The 19,844-nt window shown below is 71.5% G+C and carries 19 protein-coding genes; 5 read left to right on the top strand and 14 right to left on the bottom strand.

Going from position 1 to position 19,844, the window contains the following annotated elements:
• Positions 1-6: 6 nt before the first annotated feature.
• The 5 genes from argJ to GCN81_RS01500 form a co-directional block, all read right to left on the bottom strand.
• On the bottom strand, positions 7-1,164 hold the full coding sequence (gene argJ / locus GCN81_RS01480; RefSeq protein WP_156721552.1) for a bifunctional glutamate N-acetyltransferase/amino-acid acetyltransferase ArgJ: 1,158 nt from the start codon (positions 1,162-1,164) through the stop codon (positions 7-9).
• Positions 1,161-2,189, bottom strand: a complete 1,029-nt coding sequence (gene argC, locus GCN81_RS01485; protein ID WP_156721553.1) for an N-acetyl-gamma-glutamyl-phosphate reductase — start codon at positions 2,187-2,189, stop codon at positions 1,161-1,163. The genes argJ and argC overlap by 4 nt, the downstream gene beginning before the upstream one ends.
• A gap of 110 nt (positions 2,190-2,299) precedes the next feature.
• Positions 2,300-3,238: a sigma-70 family RNA polymerase sigma factor gene (locus GCN81_RS01490; RefSeq protein ID WP_156721554.1), complete on the bottom strand. Its 939-nt coding sequence runs from the start codon at positions 3,236-3,238 to the stop codon at positions 2,300-2,302.
• Positions 3,239-3,248: 10 nt separating this feature from the next.
• A complete protein-coding gene (locus tag GCN81_RS01495; RefSeq protein ID WP_156721555.1) occupies positions 3,249-4,445 on the bottom strand; it encodes an NAD(P)/FAD-dependent oxidoreductase in 1,197 nt (398 codons plus the stop codon).
• Positions 4,446-4,536: 91 nt separating this feature from the next.
• The gene (locus GCN81_RS01500) at positions 4,537-5,391 is read right to left on the bottom strand and encodes a putative protein N(5)-glutamine methyltransferase (protein WP_156721556.1); all 855 of its coding nucleotides are present in this window, start codon (positions 5,389-5,391) and stop codon (positions 4,537-4,539) included.
• A 277-nt stretch (positions 5,392-5,668) separates the two neighbouring features.
• Here GCN81_RS01500 and GCN81_RS01505 point away from each other — a divergent pair, with 277 nt between their 5' ends.
• Entirely contained in the window at positions 5,669-5,842 is a 174-nt protein-coding gene (locus GCN81_RS01505; protein ID WP_197287434.1) for a tetratricopeptide repeat protein, read from the top strand.
• Here the strand turns inward: GCN81_RS01505 and GCN81_RS01510 are convergent.
• From GCN81_RS01510 to GCN81_RS01520, 3 genes are all read right to left on the bottom strand, one after another.
• On the bottom strand, positions 5,823-6,395 hold the full coding sequence (locus GCN81_RS01510; RefSeq protein ID WP_156721557.1) for a histidine phosphatase family protein: 573 nt from the start codon (positions 6,393-6,395) through the stop codon (positions 5,823-5,825). The two genes, GCN81_RS01505 and GCN81_RS01510, sit on opposite strands and share 20 nt — an antisense overlap.
• A gap of 87 nt (positions 6,396-6,482) precedes the next feature.
• Positions 6,483-6,902 carry a GNAT family N-acetyltransferase gene (locus GCN81_RS01515; RefSeq protein ID WP_231626293.1) on the bottom strand — a complete coding sequence of 140 codons (420 nt, stop codon included), beginning with the start codon at positions 6,900-6,902 and terminating at the stop codon, positions 6,483-6,485.
• 43 nt (positions 6,903-6,945) lie between these two features.
• Positions 6,946-8,391 carry an aminotransferase-like domain-containing protein gene (locus GCN81_RS01520; RefSeq protein WP_156721559.1) on the bottom strand — a complete coding sequence of 482 codons (1,446 nt, stop codon included), beginning with the start codon at positions 8,389-8,391 and terminating at the stop codon, positions 6,946-6,948.
• Between GCN81_RS01520 and GCN81_RS01525 the strand changes: the two genes are divergently transcribed.
• Positions 8,390-9,331: a DMT family transporter gene (locus GCN81_RS01525; RefSeq protein WP_156721560.1), complete on the top strand. Its 942-nt coding sequence runs from the start codon at positions 8,390-8,392 to the stop codon at positions 9,329-9,331. The genes GCN81_RS01520 and GCN81_RS01525 overlap by 2 nt on opposite strands.
• 133 nt (positions 9,332-9,464) lie before the next feature.
• Positions 9,465-9,662, top strand: a complete 198-nt coding sequence (locus tag GCN81_RS01530) for a DUF1918 domain-containing protein (RefSeq protein WP_156721561.1) — start codon at positions 9,465-9,467, stop codon at positions 9,660-9,662.
• Between the two features lie 13 nt (positions 9,663-9,675).
• Here the strand turns inward: GCN81_RS01530 and GCN81_RS01535 are convergent, their stop codons facing one another.
• Positions 9,676-10,899 carry a family 10 glycosylhydrolase gene (locus GCN81_RS01535; protein ID WP_197287438.1) on the bottom strand — a complete coding sequence of 408 codons (1,224 nt, stop codon included), beginning with the start codon at positions 10,897-10,899 and terminating at the stop codon, positions 9,676-9,678.
• 196 nt (positions 10,900-11,095) lie between these two features.
• Here GCN81_RS01535 and GCN81_RS01540 point away from each other — a divergent pair, with 196 nt between their 5' ends.
• Complete coding sequence (locus GCN81_RS01540; RefSeq protein ID WP_156721563.1) at positions 11,096-11,986, top strand: 3-hydroxybutyryl-CoA dehydrogenase; 891 nt, start codon at positions 11,096-11,098, stop codon at positions 11,984-11,986.
• A 216-nt stretch (positions 11,987-12,202) separates the two neighbouring features.
• Positions 12,203-12,460, top strand: a complete 258-nt coding sequence (locus GCN81_RS01545) for an ADP-ribosylation factor GTPase-activating family protein (RefSeq protein WP_156721564.1) — start codon at positions 12,203-12,205, stop codon at positions 12,458-12,460.
• A gap of 71 nt (positions 12,461-12,531) precedes the next feature.
• Here GCN81_RS01545 and GCN81_RS01550 read toward each other — a convergent pair whose 3' ends face one another.
• The 5 genes from GCN81_RS01550 to pheS form a co-directional block, all read right to left on the bottom strand.
• On the bottom strand, positions 12,532-13,062 hold the full coding sequence (locus tag GCN81_RS01550) for an NUDIX hydrolase (RefSeq protein ID WP_156721565.1): 531 nt from the start codon (positions 13,060-13,062) through the stop codon (positions 12,532-12,534).
• Positions 13,063-13,116: 54 nt separating this feature from the next.
• A complete protein-coding gene (locus GCN81_RS01555) occupies positions 13,117-14,484 on the bottom strand; it encodes a transcriptional regulator (protein ID WP_156721566.1) in 1,368 nt (455 codons plus the stop codon).
• Positions 14,485-14,807: 323 nt separating this feature from the next.
• A complete protein-coding gene (locus GCN81_RS01560; RefSeq protein WP_156721567.1) occupies positions 14,808-15,908 on the bottom strand; it encodes a PP2C family protein-serine/threonine phosphatase in 1,101 nt (366 codons plus the stop codon).
• Positions 15,909-16,116: 208 nt separating this feature from the next.
• Complete coding sequence (pheT, locus tag GCN81_RS01565) at positions 16,117-18,645, bottom strand: phenylalanine--tRNA ligase subunit beta (protein ID WP_156721568.1); 2,529 nt, start codon at positions 18,643-18,645, stop codon at positions 16,117-16,119.
• Positions 18,645-19,784 carry a phenylalanine--tRNA ligase subunit alpha gene (gene pheS / locus GCN81_RS01570; RefSeq protein ID WP_156721569.1) on the bottom strand — a complete coding sequence of 380 codons (1,140 nt, stop codon included), beginning with the start codon at positions 19,782-19,784 and terminating at the stop codon, positions 18,645-18,647. Before pheS ends, pheT begins: the two co-directional genes overlap by 1 nt.
• Positions 19,785-19,844 lie beyond the last annotated feature (60 nt).

Consider the following 19,844-nt stretch of genomic DNA (forward strand, 5'->3'; position numbering starts at 1 on the left):
GAGTCCTCAGGAGGAGTACGCGCTGTTCTCGTGGACGTATTCGGCGGTCAGGTCGTTGGCCCAGATCACGACGGGCTCGGCGCTGCCGGCCGCGAGGTCGGCGGTGATCCGCACCTCGCGGTAACGCATGTCGACCAGGTCACGGTCCTCGCCGACGCTGCCGTTCTTGCAGACCCAGACGCCGTTGATCGCCACGTTCAGCTGGTCAGGATCGAAGGCCGCCGCCGTGGTGCCGATCGCGGACAGCACCCGGCCCCAGTTGGGGTCCTCACCGTGGATGGCGCACTTGAGGAGGTTGTTACGGGCGATCGAGCGGCCCACCTCGACGGCGTCGTCCTCACTCGCCGCGTTGATCACCTCGATCCGGATGTCCTTGCTCGCGCCCTCCGCGTCACCGATCAGCTGCCGGGCGAGGTCGTCACAGACGACCCGTACGGCCTCGGTGAACTCCGCTTCCCCGGGGGTCACTTCACTGGCACCCGAGGCGAGCAGCAGCACCGTGTCATTGGTCGACATACAGCCGTCGGAGTCGACGCGGTCGAAGGTCTTACGAGTGGCGTCGCGCAGCGCCTTGTCGAGCCCGGCAGGGTCGACGGCTGCGTCCGTGGTCAGGACGACCAGCATCGTGGCGAGCCCGGGGGCCAGCATGCCCGCGCCCTTGGCCATGCCGCCGACGCACCAGCCGTCGCCCTCGTACACCGCCGTCTTGTGCACGGTGTCGGTGGTCTTGATGGCGATGGCGGCCTTCTCGCCGCCGTGCGGGGAGAGCGCGGCGGCGGCCTGCTCGACGCCCGGCAGTAGCTTGTCCATCGGCAGCGTGACGCCGATGAGCCCGGTGGACGCGACGGCGACCTCACCGGCGCTGTGCCCCTGGAGGACCTCCGCCACCTTCTCCGCGGTGGCGTGCGTGTCCTGGAAGCCCTTCGGACCCGTACAGGCGTTGGCGCCACCGGAGTTGAGGATGACGGCGGAGACCTGACCGCCCTTGAGGACCTGCTCGGACCACAGGACGGGCGCGGCCTTGACGCGGTTGGAGGTGAACACACCCGCCGCGGCGAGGCTCGGGCCGTTGTTGACCACCAGGGCCAGGTCCGGGTTGCCGTTCGCCTTGATGCCCGCGGCGATGCCGGAGGCGGTGAAGCCCTTGGCGGCGGTGACACTCACGGTGCGACTCCGATCGTGGAGAGCCCGGTCTGCTCGGGCAGGCCCAGGGCGATGTTCATGGACTGCACGGCGCCACCGGCCGTGCCCTTGGTCAGGTTGTCGATGGCGCTGATGGCGATGACGCGGTGTGCGCTCTCGTCGTAGGTGACCTGCACCTGTACGGCGTTGGAGCCGTAGACGGAGGCGGTGGCGGGCCACTGCCCCTCCGGGAGCAGGTGGACGAACGGCTCGTCGGCGTAGGCCTTCTCGTACGCGGCCCGGACGGCGTCGGCGGTCACACCTGGCCTGGCCTTGGCGCTGCACGTGGCCAGGATGCCGCGGGCCATCGGGGCGAGGGTCGGCGTGAAGGAGACCGAGACCCGCTCGGCCGCGGCCGCGCTCAGGTTCTGGATCATCTCCGGCGTGTGCCGGTGCACTCCCCCGACCCCGTACGGCGACATCGACCCCATGACCTCGGAGCCCAGCAGATGCGGCTTGAGCGCCTTGCCCGCGCCGGAGGTTCCGGTCGCGGCGACGATCACGGCCTCCGGCTCGGCGAGGGACGCGGCATAGGCTGGGAAGAGCGCGAGCGTCACGGCCGTCGGGTAACAGCCAGGCACCGCGATCCGCTTGGCCCCCTCCAGCGCCGCCCGGCCGCCGGGCAGTTCGGGCAGCCCGTAAGGCCAGCTCCCGGCATGCTCGGACCCGTAGAACTTCTCCCAGTCCGCCGCGTCCCGCAGCCGGAAGTCAGCCCCCATGTCGACGACCAGCACATCGGGGCCCAGCTGCTCGGCGACGGCGGCGGACTGGCCGTGCGGCAGCGCGAGAAAGACCACGTCATGCCCGGCGAGCACGTCACCGGTGGTCGGCTCCAGCACCCGCTCGGCCAGCGGCGCCAAGTGCGGCTGCAGCGCACCGAGGCGCTGACCGGCGTTGGAATGCCCGGTGAGGGCGCCGATCTCGACCTCGGGGTGGGCGACCAGCAGACGCAGCAACTCCCCGCCCGCGTATCCGCTCGCCCCTGCCACTGCCGCACGTACCGTCATCGAACCCTCCTAGTGATGGCATGACTATACGCAAGACCGCAGTTTTATGCAATGTAGTGCTGGACGGAGGGGTCCGGACCCGGTGGCTCACGTCACCCTGGTGGCTCACGTCACCAGGTGTAGATGGCCGGAGCGTCGGGCTCGTACCGCCGCCAGGCCTCGTTGAGGCGCGCGAGCCGGTCCGCGGCGGCGATGCCGCAGAGGAAGGCGACCTTGCCGTCGCTGATCTCGAACGCCACGGCGCCCACGATCTGGCCCTCGATCACGGCGATGACGGTCGGGGAGCCGTTGACCTGCGCCACGTGGAACGCGGGAGTGCCTCCGGCCAGCCGCCGCTTCGCGGGTGTCGGCTTGAAGCCGGTCCGCACGAAGGAGGCGACGCGCTCACGCGTCGTGTACCGCAGCAGCCGCCTGGCCAGTCCGGCACCGTCCGAGAGCGCGGTGACGTCGGCGGTGAGCATCGCCACCAGACGGTCGGTGCGTCCCGACGCGGCGGCGGCGATGAACTCCTCGACGACACGGCGCGCGGTCGCCGGGTCCACCTCGTCGCCGCGGCGGCGCTCGGCGGCGACCCGGCGCCGGGCCCGGTGGACATGCTGCTGGCTCGCGGACTCAGTGATCTCCAGGATCCCGGCGATCTCGGCATGAGGGTACGAGAAGGCCTCACGCAGGACGTAAGCGGCCCGTTCGACCGGTGACAGGCGCTCCATGAGGGTCATCACGGCCAAGGACACCGATTCTCGCTGCTCGACGGTGTCGGCCGGGCCGAGCATCGGGTCGCCCTCGAGGAGCGGCTCGGGCAGCCAGGCACCGGCCGTGCGCTCGTGGCGCGCCTGCGCCGAGCGAAGCCGGTCGAGGCAGAGATTCGTGACGACCTTGGTCAGCCACGCTTCCGGCACCTCGACCCGTTCGCGGTCCGCGGCCTGCCAGCGCAGGAACGTGTCCTGCACGGCGTCCTCGGCGTCCGCGGCCGAGCCGAGCAGACGGTACGCGAGCGAGGCCAGCCGACCCCGGCTGGCCTCGAACTGATCGACGGCCGCACTGTCCATGCGGAGCAGCCTATGCGGCGGCCCTGACGCTGGCCCTGTCGGGTATGGTGGCCAGGCGGCGCTGGCGCTTCGGCATGCCGAACGTCGGGTGGGCGATGCCCCATCCGGCCCCCTTGAGCACGCCCGACTTGAGCCGCGCGGCGAACTTCCCGCCCAGGAACCAGGACTTCGACCGGACGTCCCCGTCCACCATCTGGAAGATCGCGTCCCGCTGTCCGAGGCTGATGTGGTTGCCGAGGTACTTCAGCCCGACGGTCGGGACCTTGCCGCCCGTCAGGCGGGCGATGATCGCGGCGGTCGCCTGCATGTTGGTGTATCCGGCTGAGCCGCAGGACATCGGCAGCGGGCGGCCGTTGTCGCCGATCGCGTAGACGCTGTCACCCGCGGCGTAGACGTCCGGGTGCGAGACCGAGCGCATGCTGCGGTCGACGACGATCTGGCCGGTCTCGGCGACCTCCAGGCCGCTGGCGGCCGCGATGGGGTGCACGGCGAACCCGGCCGTCCACACGGTCACGTCGGCCGGGATGGACGACCCGGTGACGCGGTCGGCGATCGCCCGCGTCGGCTCTACGGCCTCGATGTTCGTGTGTTCGTGGACGGTGATGCCAAGCCGGTCGAAGGCCTGGCGCAGGTGACGACGGGCCTTCGGGGAGAGCCAGGCGCCCAGCTCGCCGCGGGCGGCGAGCGTGACCGAGAGGTCGGGCCGCGACTCGGCGAACTCGGTGGCGGTCTCGATGCCGGTGAGCCCCTCACCGACGACCAGCACCGTGCCGCCCGCGCCCAGGCGAGCCAGGCGCTCGCGCAGCCGCAGTGCCGATGACCGGCCGGCCACGTCGAAGGCGTACTCGGCCACGCCGGGGACACCGTGGTGGGCGACGGAGCTGCCGAGCGCGTAGAGCAGCGTGTCGTACGCGAGCTCGCCGTCGCCGTCCTCGCCCGTGACGGCGACGGTCTTGCGCTCGGGGTCGACGCTGGTGACGCGCGCCAGCCGCAGCCGCACCCCCGTGCCCGCGAACACATCGGACAGCTTGCGGACGGCGAGGTCCTGGCCGATCGCGAGCTGGTGCATCCGCATCCGCTCGACGAAGTCGGGCTCGGCATTGACGACGGTGATCTCGGTGTCGGCGGGCGAGAGCCGACGGGCCAGGTTTCCGGCGGCGAAGGCTCCGGCGTATCCGGCGCCGAGTACGACGATGCGGTGCTTCATGGTGGTGCTCCTGTCTCGTTCGTGTGCCGTTCGCGTGCCCCTTGAACGAGACGGCGCCCCGATCCCTGACAGAACCCTGATGTGACGTGGGTCACCGGCCCGCCGAGGTGCGGCCGCCGGGGGCGTGACCGATGACGACGGTGGCGTACAGGTCGTCGTCGGTGACTACCTGGGGGATCAAGCCGCCCCTGGTGAACGTGGTGACGGCGTCCTGGGCCTGGCGCTCGCTGGTCTCGACGAGGAGGTGTCCACCGGGCGCGAGCCAGGACGCGGCGTCGGCGGTGACCCGCCGCAGCACGTCCAGGCCGTCGCCACCGCCGTCCAGTGCGACCAGCGCCTCGTGCTCACGGGCCTCCTGAGGCAGCAGCCCGACCTCGCCGGTGGGCACGTAGGGCACGTTGGCGAGCAGGACGCCGACGCGACCCCGCAGTGCGGCGGGCAGCGGCGCGAAGAGGTCTCCCTGGTAGACCTGGCCACCGGCCGCGGCGACGTTGCGGCGGGCGCAGCGCACGGCCGCGGGGTCGATGTCGGCGGCGTGCAGCTCAAGTGGGCCTACGGCGGCGGCCAGTGCGGCGCCCAGGGCTCCCGAGCCGCAGCACAGGTCGACCACGACCGGTGTGGGCCGGTCCTCCCAGCGGAAGAGACCCGCCGCCTGGGCGACCAGGAACTCGGTACGGCGGCGCGGCACGAAGACCCCGGGGTCGACGGCCATCCGGCTGCCGCAGAACTCCGCCCAGCCCAGGACGTGTTCCAGCGGAAGCCCCTCGACGCGGCGGTCCACCATCGCCGTGAGCTCGGCGGGAGTCGAGGCCGTGGAAAGGATCAGGGCCGCCTCCTCCTCGGCGAAGACGCATCCGACGGCGCGCAGCCTGGCGACGATGCCGGGGAGGAGGGAAGAGAAGGGGGAAGAGAAAGGAGATGCTGACGGTGATACGGACAGCGGCATAAGAGCGGAAAGACCTTTCGGAATGCCGAAGGGTGCTCTCGCGGTCGCCCGGGTCAGCCGAGCTGAGAGCCTGTGTCACATTCCCGGTCGGGGATGTGTCACAGGCTCTGAAGCACCGCGAGGTGAGAACACCCAGCCTGAACAGCGGTAATGGGTCTCACCTCCTCGGTATGCCCCCGGTTGGGGACGCCCACGTTATCTCACCGGGCGCCCGGTGGTGACTGCGATTCTGTCGCGATGACGACAGTGGACCGACGAGTTCCCGGAGGGCTCCGCGGTGACCGACTTCGAACTCGGGTGCGCGCATCACTCAACCGGTCTGCCTCAGCAGGCCGTGGTGCGCTACCGCGCGGCCCTGGCCACCGGCCTGACCGGCGTCCGGCGCCGCCGCGCCGTGATCCAACTGGCGAGTTCGCTGCGCAACCTGGGCCCTAGCCGTCGCCCAGGCTGAGGCTCCAGCGGCCGGTCCAGCCGGTGACGTTCACCGCCGACAGGGGGCGGACGCCGATGTTCCAGTACGTCGCCGGGGGCGCTTTCAGCGCGTAGACGATCGCCGCCCGGACCACGCCGGGTTCGGCGACGGCGACGATCCGGCCCCCGTCGTCGGCCGGGCGGGTGTCCAGCCACCGGCCGACCCGGGAGATGAAGGCCAGCAGCGACTCACCGCCGTGCGGTGCGGAGCGCGGATCGCCGAGCCAGGCGTCGACGGCGGCCGGGTCGTGCGCCGTCACGTCGGAGAGCGTCAGGCCACGCCAGCGGCCCATGTCGCAGTCGCGCAGCGCGGGCTGGGCCAGCGGTGCGAGGCCGAGCGCGTCGCCGGTGGCCCGGCTGCGCGGCGTCGGCGAGCAGTAGCGCAGTTCGGCGGCTGCGAGCGGCGTCAGGGCGGGCGCGGCGAGCCGGACGTCGTGCCAGCCTGCCATGTCCAGCGGCCGGTCGTCGTCGAAGCGCTCGCCGAGCATCGAGGAACTCCGTGCGGCGGCTATCAGCGTGAACCGAACGTTCATGCGGTGATCGTGCGGGCCAGGGACGCGCGGGTCAAGAGCTGAGCGCCGGGTGCGGAAGGACGCCTTCCGCGGGCACTCACCCGGCACTCACTCCTCCAGGAGCAGCGCCATCCAGTGCTCGGGGTTCCGCAGCGGCTGGAAGCCGACCTTCTCGTACACCCCGTGCGCGTCGCGCGTGGCCAGCAGGCAGCGCCGCACTCCGTAGGCGTCGAGCCGCTCCCGTACAGCGGTGACCAGCTCGGTGCCCAGGCCCTTGCCGCGCGCCGACGGGGCGATGTAGACATCACAGAGCCAGGCGAAGTCGGCCTGGTCGGTGAGGACTCTGGCGTAGCCGACCTGCTCCCCCGACGCCCCGTCGTACACCCCGAAGTTCAGCGATCCGGCGATGGCCCTGTCCTGCTTCTCGCGGCTGCGGCCGAGTGCCCAGTAGGCGTCGGTGGAGAGCCAGTGGTGGATACGGGCCGGGTCGAGCCGGGCGGGGTCGGTGGAGATCTCGTAGTCGGTCATGGCGGGAGCCTGGCAAAGGCGGGGCATGCCTGGCGAGTGATTTTCACGGAGCGCCGAGTGCCTCGTCGCAGGCGGTACGGAGCCGGCGCACCCCCTCGGCGATCTCGGCCGCACCGGCGACGGCCGCGAAGCTCAGGCGCACATGCCCGGCCGGGGGTTCGGCGCTGAAGTAGGGGCGGCCAGGGGTGATGGCGACTCCGGCCCGCAGCGCGGCCGACACCAGGGCCGCCTCGTCGGCGCCGTCCGGGAGCCGCAGCCACAGATGGTAGCCGCCCGAGGGGATGTGTGGCAGGGCGAGTTCGGGGATCTCCCGGTGCAGGGCGGCCGTCATCAGGTTCCGGCGCTCCTTCAACGCGGCGGCGACCGTGCGCAGATGGCGGCTCCAGGCAGGTGAGCCGACCAGTTCGAGCGCGGCCTCCTGGAGCGGCCTGGGCACGAAGAAGTGGTCGACGATCTGGATGGCGCGCAGCCGCTCCAGGACCGGGCCCCTGGCGACGAGGGCGCACACCCGGAAGCTGGGCGAGGTCGCCTTGGTGAGCGAACAGACGTGGACGACGACGCCGTCGTGGTCGTCGGCGATGAGCGGTGGCTGAAGCTTCCCGGCGTCCTCGTGCACAAGGCGGCGTACGAAGTCGTCCTCGACCAGGAACGCCCCGGCCTCCCGGGTGATCCGCAGCACCTCGGCGCGGCGGCCGGGCGCGAGCACGGCGCCGGTGGGGTTCTGGAACAGCGGCTGGCACACGAACACCCGGGCGCCGGTGGCCCGGAACGCGGAGGCGAGCAGATCGGGACGTACCCCGTCGGTGTCCACCGGCACCGGCACCGGCCGCAGCCCGGCGGCGCGGGCGATGGCGAGCATGCCCGGGTACGTGGGCGACTCGACCAGTACGGGCGCACCGGGCGGGGCGAGCGCGCGCAGTGCGGTGGTCAGCGCCGACTGGCCGCCCGCGGTGATCAGCACCTCGGAGGCGGTGATGGCACCGCCGCAGCCGCGGGCGAACCACTCACGCAGCTCGGGCAGCCCGTCCATCGGCGGCCTGCCCCAGGCACCGGGCCGCCGCCCCGCGCGGGCGAGCGCCGCGGCCATGGCGCGCTCGGGCTGCAGGGAGGCGTGCAGATAGCCGCCGTTGAGCTCGATCACCCCGGCGGGCGGGGCGGCCAGGCTGGCCAGCACCCCGGAGGCGTCGACCGTGCGCGGCACCGGGTCACTCGCGGCGTCGGCGCTGAGCGCCAGCTGCTGCCAGGAGGTGTCGCCCACCGGGTCGGCGGCCGCCGCCCTGGGCTGGGCACGGAAGGCCCCGGCGCCGGGGCGGGTGACGACCAACCCCTCCGCGGCGAGCACGCCAAGCGCCCGCGAGACCGTCACCGGGCTCACCCGGTACTCCTCGACCAGCGCCCGACTCGACGGCAGCTTCCCGCCGGGAGAGTAGCGGATCAGCTCTTTTCGCAGGAGTCCGGCCAGCTCACTCACACTGCTACGCTCATGCATGACAGCACAGGATAGCGCTACTCAACCCAGCTCGATAGCGGTCACCAGCACTGCGGGCACCAGCACCGCAGTCACCAGCACCGCGGGCGGCACTCTGCTCGCCGCGCTCGGCGTCATCGCCTTCTCCCTCACCTTCCCGGCCACCGCCTGGGGCCTGGAGGGCTTCGGCCCGTGGTCCCTGGTCGCGGTGCGCAGCGCGCTGGCGGCCCTGATCGCGAGCTGCTGTCTCCTCGCGCTACGCGTCCCGTTTCCCGACCGCCGCCACTGGCGGGGCCTCGCGGTAGTGGCGGCAGGCGTAGTGGTCGGCTTCCCGCTGCTCACCACGCTGGCGCTGCAGACCTCGACGACCGCGCACGCCGCGGTGGTGATCGGACTGCTCCCCCTGACCACCGCGCTGTTCTCGGCGCTACGCACCGGGGCGCGGCCCTCACGCACCTTCTGGACGGCGGCCCTGGTGGGCGCGGTCGCGGTCGTCGCCTTCACCGTCCAGCAGAGCGGCGGCGCGCTCTCCACCGCCGATCTGCTGCTCTTCGGGGCGCTGCTGATCTGCGCCGCGGGCTACACCGAGGGCGGCCGACTGGCCCGGGAGATGCCGGGCTGGCAGGTCATCAGCTGGGCCCTGGTGTGCTGCCTGCCGCTGGCCCTGCCCGCCACCCTGCTGGCACTGGCCGCCGAGCCGGAGCCCGTACGGCTGACCGCGCACAGCGTGACCGGGTTGCTCTGGGTGGCCGCGGGCTCGCAGTTCCTCGGCCTGGTCGTCTGGTACCGGGGGATGGCGGTGATCGGTGTCCCCCGGGCCAGTCAGCTCCAGCTCGCCCAGCCGCTGCTCACTCTGGTCTGGTCCGTGACCCTGCTGGGCGAGCGGCTCCCGGCGGCCGCCCCGGTCACCGCCGTCGCCGTCCTGGTCTGCATCGCGCTCACCCAGCGGGCACGCGCGTAACAGACACGCGCGTAACAGACACGCGCGTAAGAAACCGTAGGCGCGCGCTTGAGGAGTCATCCGAAGACCACGGCCCTAGACTGGCAACCACGGACAGATCGCTACCTCTCATCCCATGAGGAGGGCACTTTCCATGCAAGCAACAGTGGGTGACCGACTGCTGGTGCACGGCAGAGTCGTCGGCCAGCACGACAGAACCGCGGAGGTCATCGAGGTACTGGGCGAGGACGGCTCTCCCCCGTACCGCGTCCGCTTCGAGGACGGCCACGAAACGGTGATGTCTCCGGGCCCCGACACCGTGGTCCGGCACTTCTCGGGCGCCGAGGACTAACGAGAACTCACACTCAGCCCAGCGGCGGACACGCCGTGCGGTAATGGTCGGCGACCACCCTGGCCATCGCTCCGGTGGGGTCGCCCGCCACCTCCTTCGCTGAGAAGAAGCAGTGGCCGCGCACCTGCGGGTACCGCCCGGCGAGCGTGAGATGGCGGGACAGCTCGGCAACGTCCTGCCAGGGGTCGGGCTGTGCCGGATCGCCCGCCTTGTACAGCGCCTCACCGATGATCAGCCGTACCCTCGTGCCGCGTACGACATCGGCCCACCACGGGACCAGCTTGGCGTAGTCCGCGGGCGCGAAGCCGATGTTCCAGTACACCTGGGGCACGATGTAGTCGATCCAGTCGCGCTTGACCCACTTCCGGGTGTCCGCGTACAGGTCGTCATAGGTCTGCACGCCCGCCCTGGTGTCCGAGCCCAGTGGGTCGGTGGCGGCATTGCGCCAGACCCCGAACGGGCTGATGCCGAAGCGCACGCCCCGGCGCGTCCGTGGGATGCGCTCGGCCATCTCGCGGACCAGCTGATCGGTGTTGTCCCGCCGCCACGCGGCCCGGTCGGGGAAGCCCCCGCCGTAGCGCTCGTACGCCGCGTCGTCGTCGAAGTCCTGGCCCGCCACCGGGTACGGGTAGAAGTAGTCGTCCCAGTGCACCGCGTCGACCGGATAGCGGCGCACGGCGTCCAGCATGGCGTCCTGGACGAAGCGCCGGACTTCGGGCAGCCCCGGGTTGTAGTAGAGCTTCCCGCCGTACGGCACGATCCAGTCGGGGTGCACACGCGCGGGGTGCTCGGGGATCAGCCGGGTGGGGTCTGTGTGGTTCGCCACCCGGTAGGGGTTGAACCAGGCGTGCAGTTCCAGGCCGCGCCGGTGGGCCTCCTCGACCGCCGTGCCCAGCGGGTCCCAGCCGGGATCTCTGCCCTGCTCGCCGCTGAGGTACTGAGACCAGGGTTCGTACGGTGAGGGCCACAGGGCGTCCGCGGTGGGCCGCACCTGGAAGACCACGGCGTTCAGCCGACGGCGTACCGCGGCGTCCAGGAAGTCGAGCAGTTCCGCGCGCTGCCGCTCCGCGGGCAGCCCGGGCTCGGACGGCCAGTCGCGGTTCACGACGGTCGCCAGCCACATCCCGCGGAACTCCTTCGCGCCCTTGCCCCGGCGGGGCCCCGCCGCGGCCCCGCCGGGCGCCGCCATCGCGTCGCCGCCCAGGGCGAGCCCGGAGAGCGTCGCCGCCGCGACCATCGCAAAGTTCCTGCGACTCATTCGCACGTTTTACCCCTTCCTGCACCTTTTACCAGTGGATATCACCCATTGCCACGCGTTGTGCTGCGGTATCGAAGAGCATGCCCGCCCCGACCCGACATCCACCGCAGGGCGCGGGGTAACGTCGGGGGGCGAGGCGGGCGCCTAAGCCAAACGGGGGATTCCCGCCGGGCCGATGATCTGCGAAAGGCACGAAGTGACGGACTTCTCGACCGATATCTCACGCGTCGGCGTGGTGGGCTGTGGCCAGATGGGGGCGGGCATCGCGGAGGTCTGCGCCCGCGCGGGCCTGGACGTCATGGTCGCGGAGACCACCGGCGAGGCCCTGGAGATCGGCCGCACCCGGCTGCACAACTCACTCTCCAAGGCAGCCGAGCGCGGAAAGATCAGCACTGAGGAGCGCGACGCGACGCTGGCACGGCTGAACTTCACCACTGACCTCGGTGAGTTCGCCGACCGCGATCTGGTGATCGAGGCGGTGGTCGAGAACGAGCAGGTCAAGACCGAGATCTTCCAGGTGCTCGACCAGGTGGTGACCCGGCAGGACGCCATCCTCGCCTCCAACACCTCCTCGATCCCGCTGGTCAAGCTGGCCGTCGCGACCTCCCGTCCGGACCAGGTCATCGGCATCCACTTCTTCAACCCGGCGCCGGTCCAGAAGCTGGTCGAACTGATTCCCGCGCTCACCACGTCCGAGGGCACCATCAGCCGCTCGGTGGCGATGGTCGAGAAGATCCTCGGCAAGCACGCGATCCGCGCCCAGGACCGCTCGGGCTTCGTGGTCAACGCCCTGCTCATCCCGTATCTGCTGTCCGCGATCCGGATGTTCGAGTCGGGTATCGCCAGCCGCGAGGACATCGACAACGGCATGGAGCTGGGCTGCGCCCACCCGATGGGCCCGCTCAAGCTGGCCGACCTGATCGGTCTGGACACCGTGGCCTCGGTCGCCGACAGCATGTACGCCGAGTACAAGGAGCCGCTGTACGCCGCGCCCCCGCTGCTGCAGCGGATGGTCGACGCGGGCCGACTCGGCCGGAAGACGAGCTCGGGCTTCTACACCTACTGAGAACCGATACGGAATCGGCCACTCTGCGTAAACATCCAGCCATCGAGGACAGGCCCGGTACCCGTGATGGGTGCCGGGCCCGTCCCGTTCGCACACCGTGTGTTCGACGGACACGCATATGCCTCTCGCACACGCTCCCGCACGGCCCACCAGCCTTGTTTACTGTCCGTGCGCGTGGAAGGCATGGCTGAGCCTTACCTGGAGAGGAGTGGACTCGTGACCGCCGAGCCCGACCATCCCGTGGTCCCGGAGGAATACGCAGAGTTGCGTCGCAGCCTCGATGTGGGCCTGGCCCACATCGACGGCAAGCTGGCACTGCTCACCCAGCGCGACGAGCAGCACAGCAGGGACGTGGGCACCCTGAGCACCCGCGTCACAAACCTGGAACACACCCGCTGGCCCCTGCCCGCGGTGGCCGCGCTCACGGCCATAGGCGCGCTGGTGGTGGCCATCTGGCAGGCCGTCGGCCGCTGAGACACGGAGCCCGCGGCCGAGGCCAAGGTCAGGTCAGGTCAGGTCAGGTCAGGTCACGCCGTGAACGGCAGCTAGCCGAGCCGCAGATGGTGGAGCAGGAGGAGGGCGGCCGCCATGTTCGCGGCGGGGACCTCGCCGCGGGCCACCATGTCGGGGACCAGCTTCAGCGGGACCCACTCGCGGCGGTCCGATTCGAAGTCGTCCTCGGGGTGCCCGATGTACTCGCCCTCATCGGAGTAGAAGATGTGGTGCCGGGCGTCGGTGAGTCCGTTGGACGGCTCGACGCTCATCAGGTGCTTGAGGCGGCCGGGTCGCCACCCGGTCTCCTCCTCCAGCTCGCGGGCGGCCGCGTCGGCTATCGGCTCGCCGTCCTCGACGACGCCCGCCGCCAGCTCCCACCCCCAGCTGTCGGTGATGAAGCGGTGCCGCCAGAGCAGCAGGACTTCGTTGGCCTCGTTGACCACGGTGGCGACGGCGACCGGCCGGAGCCTGATCACGAAGTGGTCGAGATGCCTGCCGTCGGGCAGCGCGACATCTGCGAGGTTGACCTGAAACCAGCGATTCTCGTACACAGTTTGTTCTTTTAGGTTCGTCCACTGCACGGTTCTGCCACCTTCCGCTGAGATAGATGGCAATATCGCAGCAGGAGGGTGTACTCACAGCGGTACGCGCAGCGCCCCGTCGATCATGGCGGCCGCCTCAGCGGTACCCGAGCAGCCATTGCGTACGAGATGCTCACGCACCGCGCGCAGCCGGTCGCGAAGCCGCTGGGACTCCATCCCCCGTGCCTGTTCGGCCATTTCCACCGCGGTGGCCACCGCCTGGTCGGCCTCACCCTGGCGCAACGCGATCTGGCTGAGCATGGCCAGCCGGTGCACCCGCCCCCGGTCGTGCGCCGGAGTGTCCACGGCGGCAGCCGCGTGCTCCCGGGCCGCCTCCAGGTCGCCAAGGCTCAACAACGCCTCCGCCACTTGCACGTTGACCAGGCCCGGCTGGACATAGCCGGTCTCGTCCGGCTCCTGTCGGCGGCGGATACGGTCGGCTGCGGACTCGGCTCGGCGAATGCAGGACAGCGCGCTGCTGCCGTCCCCCAGATGTGCGTACGCCTTGGCCTGCATGGCGTAGAGGTCGGCGGCCAGGGCCGGGGTGATGTGCCGTCCGGCGGCGCGCAGCGCGGCCTCCGCGAAGGCGACCGCCTGCCGGAACTCCCGCATGAACAGGGACTGGTTGACTAGCAGCGCTATCACATAGGCGCCAAGGCCCCGGTCGCCGCTCGCCTTGGCGAGGCGCAACGCCTGGTGGAAGTAGCGCTGGGCGAGCCCGTGCGCGTTCGAGTCATAGGCGCAGATCCCGGCGACCGCCACCAGCCCCCCGGTGGCACGGTGCAGTTGGCGTCCGGTGGCGTCGGTGTAGCTGCCGCGCAGCAGCGGCGCGGTCTCGGAGTTCAGGAAGCCGACGATTCTGGCCCGGGTCGCGACCCCGCCGGTCTTGCGGTACATCTGCTCGTAGTGCGCCCGGGCGGAGCGCAGCGTCTCGATGTCGGACATGCTGACCCGGTGCCGGCCGCCCCGCGACACATCCACGTCCTCCGGGGGGTTCTCCCACTCCCACACCGGCATCACGGCGGGGGTCCCGGTGACGGCGGGCGCGCCCAGGATGTGTGGGCGCTGCTGCTCGTCGGAGCGCCACAAGGCGGTTGCCCGCTCGACGAATCCGGAGATCGACGAACCGCCGACGCCGCCCGCGCCGCCGTCGGCGTACGGTCCGGTCCGCTGTCCCGGCACGCCGAGGCCGATGTCGTCGAGGGTGACGTGCCGGTGCAGGCGCTCGGCGAGTACCTCGCAGATCAGGTCCGGAACCCGGCCGCGGGGCCGCTGGCCCTTCAACCAGCGGGCGACCGCCGTGTGTTCGTAACGTAGCTCGAGGCCCTGGGCTCTGCCCGCGTGGTTGACGTGGGCGGCGAGGCCCGCATGGGAGATCCCCGCTTCGTCGAGGATGGCATCGAGCAGGGTGTTGGGCTGCATGCTGGCCCTCCGGTTGGCTCGGTGCCGCCCAGCGTAGTGGAGTTGACTTCACACGGGGTGCGAAGCGGGGGCCGTTCACACGGGGTGTGAACGGAGTGCCCGCACCCGTGGCGCGCACCCGGTGTCGTACGGCGGATGGCTGGGCTTCACTGAGGGAGGTCCGGCTTCCCCTGGGTCGGACCTTCTGGCCTCGCCAGAGGCGGCCGGGGCCGCCGGCTCCCCCTCGTACAGTACGGCGGTCCGTCTCCGCGTCGTCCCGCTCAGCCGCCCGCACTCGTCCGCGGCGGGGCGGACGGCGTCGGCCGGGGATCTGACACCAGGTCTCAGGTGACGGTACGGGCGCGGTGGGCGGCCGCCTCGGTCGCCTGTGGGGGCACCCGGCGCCGGTCGTTGCGCAGCACCAGCAGGGCCACGTCGTCCGAGAGGCGCCCTCCGGTGTGCCGCAGCAGCGCCTCATGCACCGACCGCACGAGGGAGTTGGGCGGCACCGGAGCCCCGCGCGCCAGCGTCGCGAGCACGTCCGGCAGCGGAAAGAACCGCCCCGCGGAGTTCCGCGCGTCCTCGACTCCGTCGGTGTGCAGAAGCAGCGCCTCGCCTGGCCGCAGCCGCCCACAGCGCCGGACCGGAACCGTGTCGGGAAGCGGGAAGGACCCCAGCGGCGGCAGCGGATCGCCGCCCAAGAGGCGCTCGGCCCGGCCGCCCAGGCGATAGGGCCAGGGGTGGCCGCAGTTGACGGCGAACAACTCGCCGTCCGGGCGGATCTCCAGGAGCAGGACCGTGACGAACTCCTCGGACAGCGGATGGTCCGGCTCACTCCCGCAGGACGCGGGGTGCTCGGCACGGGAGCGTTCGCGCAGGTGTCGTTGCAGGGCGCGCTCCAGGCGGCGCAGTACGCCCGGGAGTTCGGCCTCGTCGTGGGCCGCCTCGCGGAAGCTGCCGAGCACCGCGGCGACCGTACCGATGGCGCTGAGGCCGTGGCCCCGTACGTCGCCGATGACGACCCGCACTCCGTGGTCGGTGGCGACCGCCTCGTACAGGTCTCCGCCCACCGCGGCGCCCCGGTGGGCGGAGAGCTGCCCCGCGGCGATGGCCAGTCCGTCGAGCCGCGGCGGCAGGGGGCGGAGCAGCACCCGCTGGGCGGCACCGGCCACTTCGCGGACCTGGGCCAGTTCCTGGAGCAGTGCCCGGCGGACGCCGACTATGAGTCCGGTGCCCACCACGAAGAAGACCGCGCTGGTGGCGATCCGCGCCCCGAGGCTGTCCTGCTGGGCGAGCGGGCAGGTGAGCTTGTAGGTGATGGCGACCGCACCCCACAGGGTGGGCACGGCTAACGGGAATCCGCGGCGCAGCCGCGAGGCGTCCGCGCGCTTGCCGTTGTCGCCGAGCCGGCCTCGCCAGGGAGCCCAGGGTCCGATACCGATCATGCCGACGGCCTCCCTCAGGCCCGAGTTGGGCGCACGCCGTCCGGCGCCCTCCTCACTCCGGTCTCCCGCGACTCGCTCAGGTTCCTACGACCGGGTCGATTCTGTCCATGAGGGGGCCCGGTCGGGCCATGGAGCTCGGACTTCTCACCCGAACGAGTGAGGGGCGCACTCGGATCACCGAGTGCGCCCCTCACCAGGGAAAACGCGCCTACGCTCCGCGCAGCACCGCGCCGGTCCGCTCGCCCGCGAGGGCGATCGCGGCGTCGCGGGCCGCGGACGCCTCGTCGACGGTCAGGGTGCGGTCCGTGGCACGGAACCGCAGCGCGTACGCCAGGGACTTCTTGCCCTCGCCGAGCTGTTCGCCGGTGAAGACGTCGAACAGCCGCAGCGACTCCAGGAGTTCACCCGCGCCGTCCCGCAGCGCCCGCTCCACGTCGGCGGCCGGGACGTCGCCGTCCACGATCAGCGCGACGTCCTGGGTGGCCACCGGGAAGGTGGAGATCCGCGGCGCGCGCAGCGCACCGGTCGACGCCTGCTCCAGAAGGTCGGTCTCGATCTCCATGGCGCAGGTGCGCTCCGGCAGGTGCAGCGCCTTGACGACCCGCGGGTGCAGCTCACCGGCGTGCCCGACGAGGGTCTCCTGGCCGTCCACCGTCACATACAGCGCGGCGCAGCGGCCCGGGTGCCACGGCGCGTGCTGGTCGGCGCGCACGGTCAGCTCGACCCCGGCCTCGGCGGCCAGCGACCGAGCGGCCTCGATGGCGTCCGCCCAGGTCGCCGGGTAGCCCTTGCCCCACCAGCCGGACTGCTCGCGGGCGCCCGCGAGGACGACCGCGGCGCGCAGCGGCTGGCGCGGCAGCGCGGCGTTGAGCGAGGCGATCTCCTCGTCGGTGGGCCGGCGGTCGACGGGCAGCCGTACCGCCTTGGTCTCCTCGCCGGTCGGCCGGAAGACCAGGCCGGTCTCGAAGAGCGCCAGGTCGTGACTGCCACGGCCGTCGTTGCGCCGCAGCGCGCCGAGCAGGCCCGGCAGCAGCGTGGTGCGCAGCGCGGGCTCCTCGTCGGAGAGCGGGTTGACCAGCTTCACCGTGTTGCGGCGCGCGTCGTCGGCGTCCAGGCCGAGCTGGTCGAAGACCGGCTCGCCGATGAACGGGTAGTTCAGCGCCTCGACATAGCCCGCCGCGGCCAGCGCGCGGCCGACGCGGCGGTGCAGCCGCTGCCGGTCGGTGAGGCCGCGCCCCGCCGGGGGCTTGGGCAGCGTCGAGGGCAGGTTCTCGTACCCCTCAAGGCGGATGACCTCTTCGGCCAGGTCGTTGGGGTCGGTCAGGTCGGGCCGCCAGGACGGCACGGTGACGGTCAGGTCATCCTGCCCGTACACGTCGCAGCCGACCTCCTGGAGGCGGCGTACAACGGTCTCCCGGCCGTACGCGACGCCGGCGACCTTGTCCGGGTGGTCGGCGGGGATCCTGACCGTACGCGGCGCGGACGGCGTGATGACCTCGGTGACCCCGGCCTCGGCCGAGCCGCCCGCGAGCAGCACCAGCAGGTCGACGGTGCGCTGCGCGGCGGCGGACGCGGCCTCGGGGTCCACGCCGCGCTCGAAGCGCTTGGACGCCTCGGAGGACAGCTTGTGGCGGCGCGCCGTGCGGGCGATGGAGAGCTGGTCGAAGTGCGCGGCCTCGATGATCACGTCGGTGGTGCCCTGGACCTCGCCGGTCTCCGGGTGGGTCTCGACGTCGGCGATCTCGGTGTGGGCGCCGCCCATGACACCCGCCAGGCCGATCGGCCCACGGTCGTCGGTGATCACCAGGTCCTCGGCGTCCAGCACCCGCTTGGTGCCGTCGAGGGTGGTGAACTTCTCGCCCGGCTCGGCGCGGCGCACGCCGATCGTGCCCTCGATACGGGACCGGTCGTAGGCGTGCAGCGGCTGGCCGAGCTCCAGCATCACGTAGTTGGTGACGTCGACGGCCAGCGAGATCGGGCGCATCCCGGCCTTCTGCAGGCGGCGGCGCAGCCAGATCGGGGAGCGCGCCTCGGGGTCAAGGCCGGTCACCGTACGGGCGGTGAAGCGGTCACAGCCGATCGGTTCGTCGATCTTCACCGGGTAGCCGTAGTCGTTCGGCGCGGGGACGTCCAGGAGCGCCGGGTCGCGCAGCGGCAGGCCGTACGCGGTGGCGGTCTCGCGGGCGACGCCGCGCATCGACAGGCAGTAGCCGCGGTCGGGCGTGACGGCGATGTCCAGGACCTCGTCGTGCAGTTCGAGCAGCTTGGTGGCGTCGATGCCGATCTCGTGCTCGGGGGGCAGCACGATGATGCCGCCGGTGCCGTCGTCGCCCATGCCCAGCTCGTCACCGGAGCAGATCATGCCGCGGGACATCTTGCCGTACGTCTTGCGCTCGGCGATCCGGAAGTCCCCGGGCAGCACGGCGCCGGGCAGGGCCACGACGACCTTGTCGCCCACGGCGAAGTTCCGGGCGCCGCAGACGATCTCCTGCGGCTCCCCGGTGCCGTTGGTCTGGCCGACGTCGACGGTGCAGAAGCGGATGGGCTTCTTGAACTCCGTCAGCTCCTCGATGGTGAGGACCTTGCCGACCACCAGCGGCCCGGTGAGGCCTGCGCCGACGGTCTCGACGGTCTCGACCTCGAGGCCGACGTCCACCAGCTTGGCCTGTACGTCACGGCCGGTCTCAGTGGCGGGGAGGTCGACGTACTCCCGCAGCCAGGAAAGCGGGACCCGCATCAGATCTCCATCCCGAACGGCCGGGTGAAACGGACGTCACCCTCGACCATGTCTCGCATGTCTTCGACGTTGTGGCGGAACATCAGCATCCGTTCGATGCCGAACCCGAAGGCGAATCCGCTGTACTTCTCGGGGTCGACGCCACAGGCGGTGAGCACCCGCGGGTTGACCATGCCGCAGCCGCCGAGCTCGATCCAGCCCTCGCTGCCGCAGGTCCGGCAGGGCCGGTCCGGGTCGCCGACGGAGGCGCCACGGCACACGTAGCAGACCATGTCCATCTCGGCGGACGGCTCGGTGAACGGGAAGTAGTTCGGGCGCAGCCGGGTCTTCATGTCCGGGCCGAAGAGCGCCTGCACCATGTGGTCCAGGGTGCCCTTGAGGTCGGCCATGGTCAGGCCCTCGTCGACCGCGAGCAGCTCGATCTGGTGGAAGACCGGGGTGTGCGTGGCGTCCAGCTCGTCGGTGCGGTAGACCCGCCCCGGGCAGACGATGTAGACGGGCGGCTCCCGGTCGAGCAGGGCGCGCGCCTGCACCGGCGAGGTGTGGGTACGCAGCACGACACCGGACTCGTCGCCCGTGGTGGCCTTGCCGTCCGGCGAGGTGCCCTGGACGAAGAAGGTGTCCTGCATCTGGCGGGCCGGGTGGTCGGGCACGAAGTTCAGGGCGTCGAAGTTGAACCACTCCGCCTCGACCTCAGGGCCCTCGGCGACCTCGTAGCCCATCGCGACGAAGACGTCGGCGACGCGCTCCATGATGGTCGTGAGCGGGTGCCGGGCGCCGGCCGGGACACGGTCGTAGGGCAGCGTGACGTCCACGGCCTCCTCGACCAGGACGCGGGCGTCGCGCTCGGCCTCCAGCTCGCTCTGTCGGGCGGCGAGCGCCTTGTTCACGACGCCGCGTGCCATGCCCACACGCTTGCCGGCCTCGGCCTTGGCCTGCGGCGGAAGCGCGCCGATCTCGCGGTTGGCGAGCGCCAGCGGCGAGGTGCCACCGGTGTGCGCGACCTTCGCGTGGGCGAGCGCGTCGAGGTCCTGCGCCGCGGCGAAGGCGGCGAGCGCCTCGTCCCGTACGCGCTCGATCTCGTCCGGTTTCAACGCGTCGACCTGAACAGGGTCGTACGACTTATTGGGTGCCGACATCTCTTCCCGTACTTCCGATTGGCTTGGCTGGGGAGTCCCGCACACGACAAGGACACAATC

It is taken from the genome of Streptomyces apocyni (assembly GCF_009739465.1).
Lineage (GTDB): Bacteria > Actinomycetota > Actinomycetes > Streptomycetales > Streptomycetaceae > Streptomyces > Streptomyces apocyni.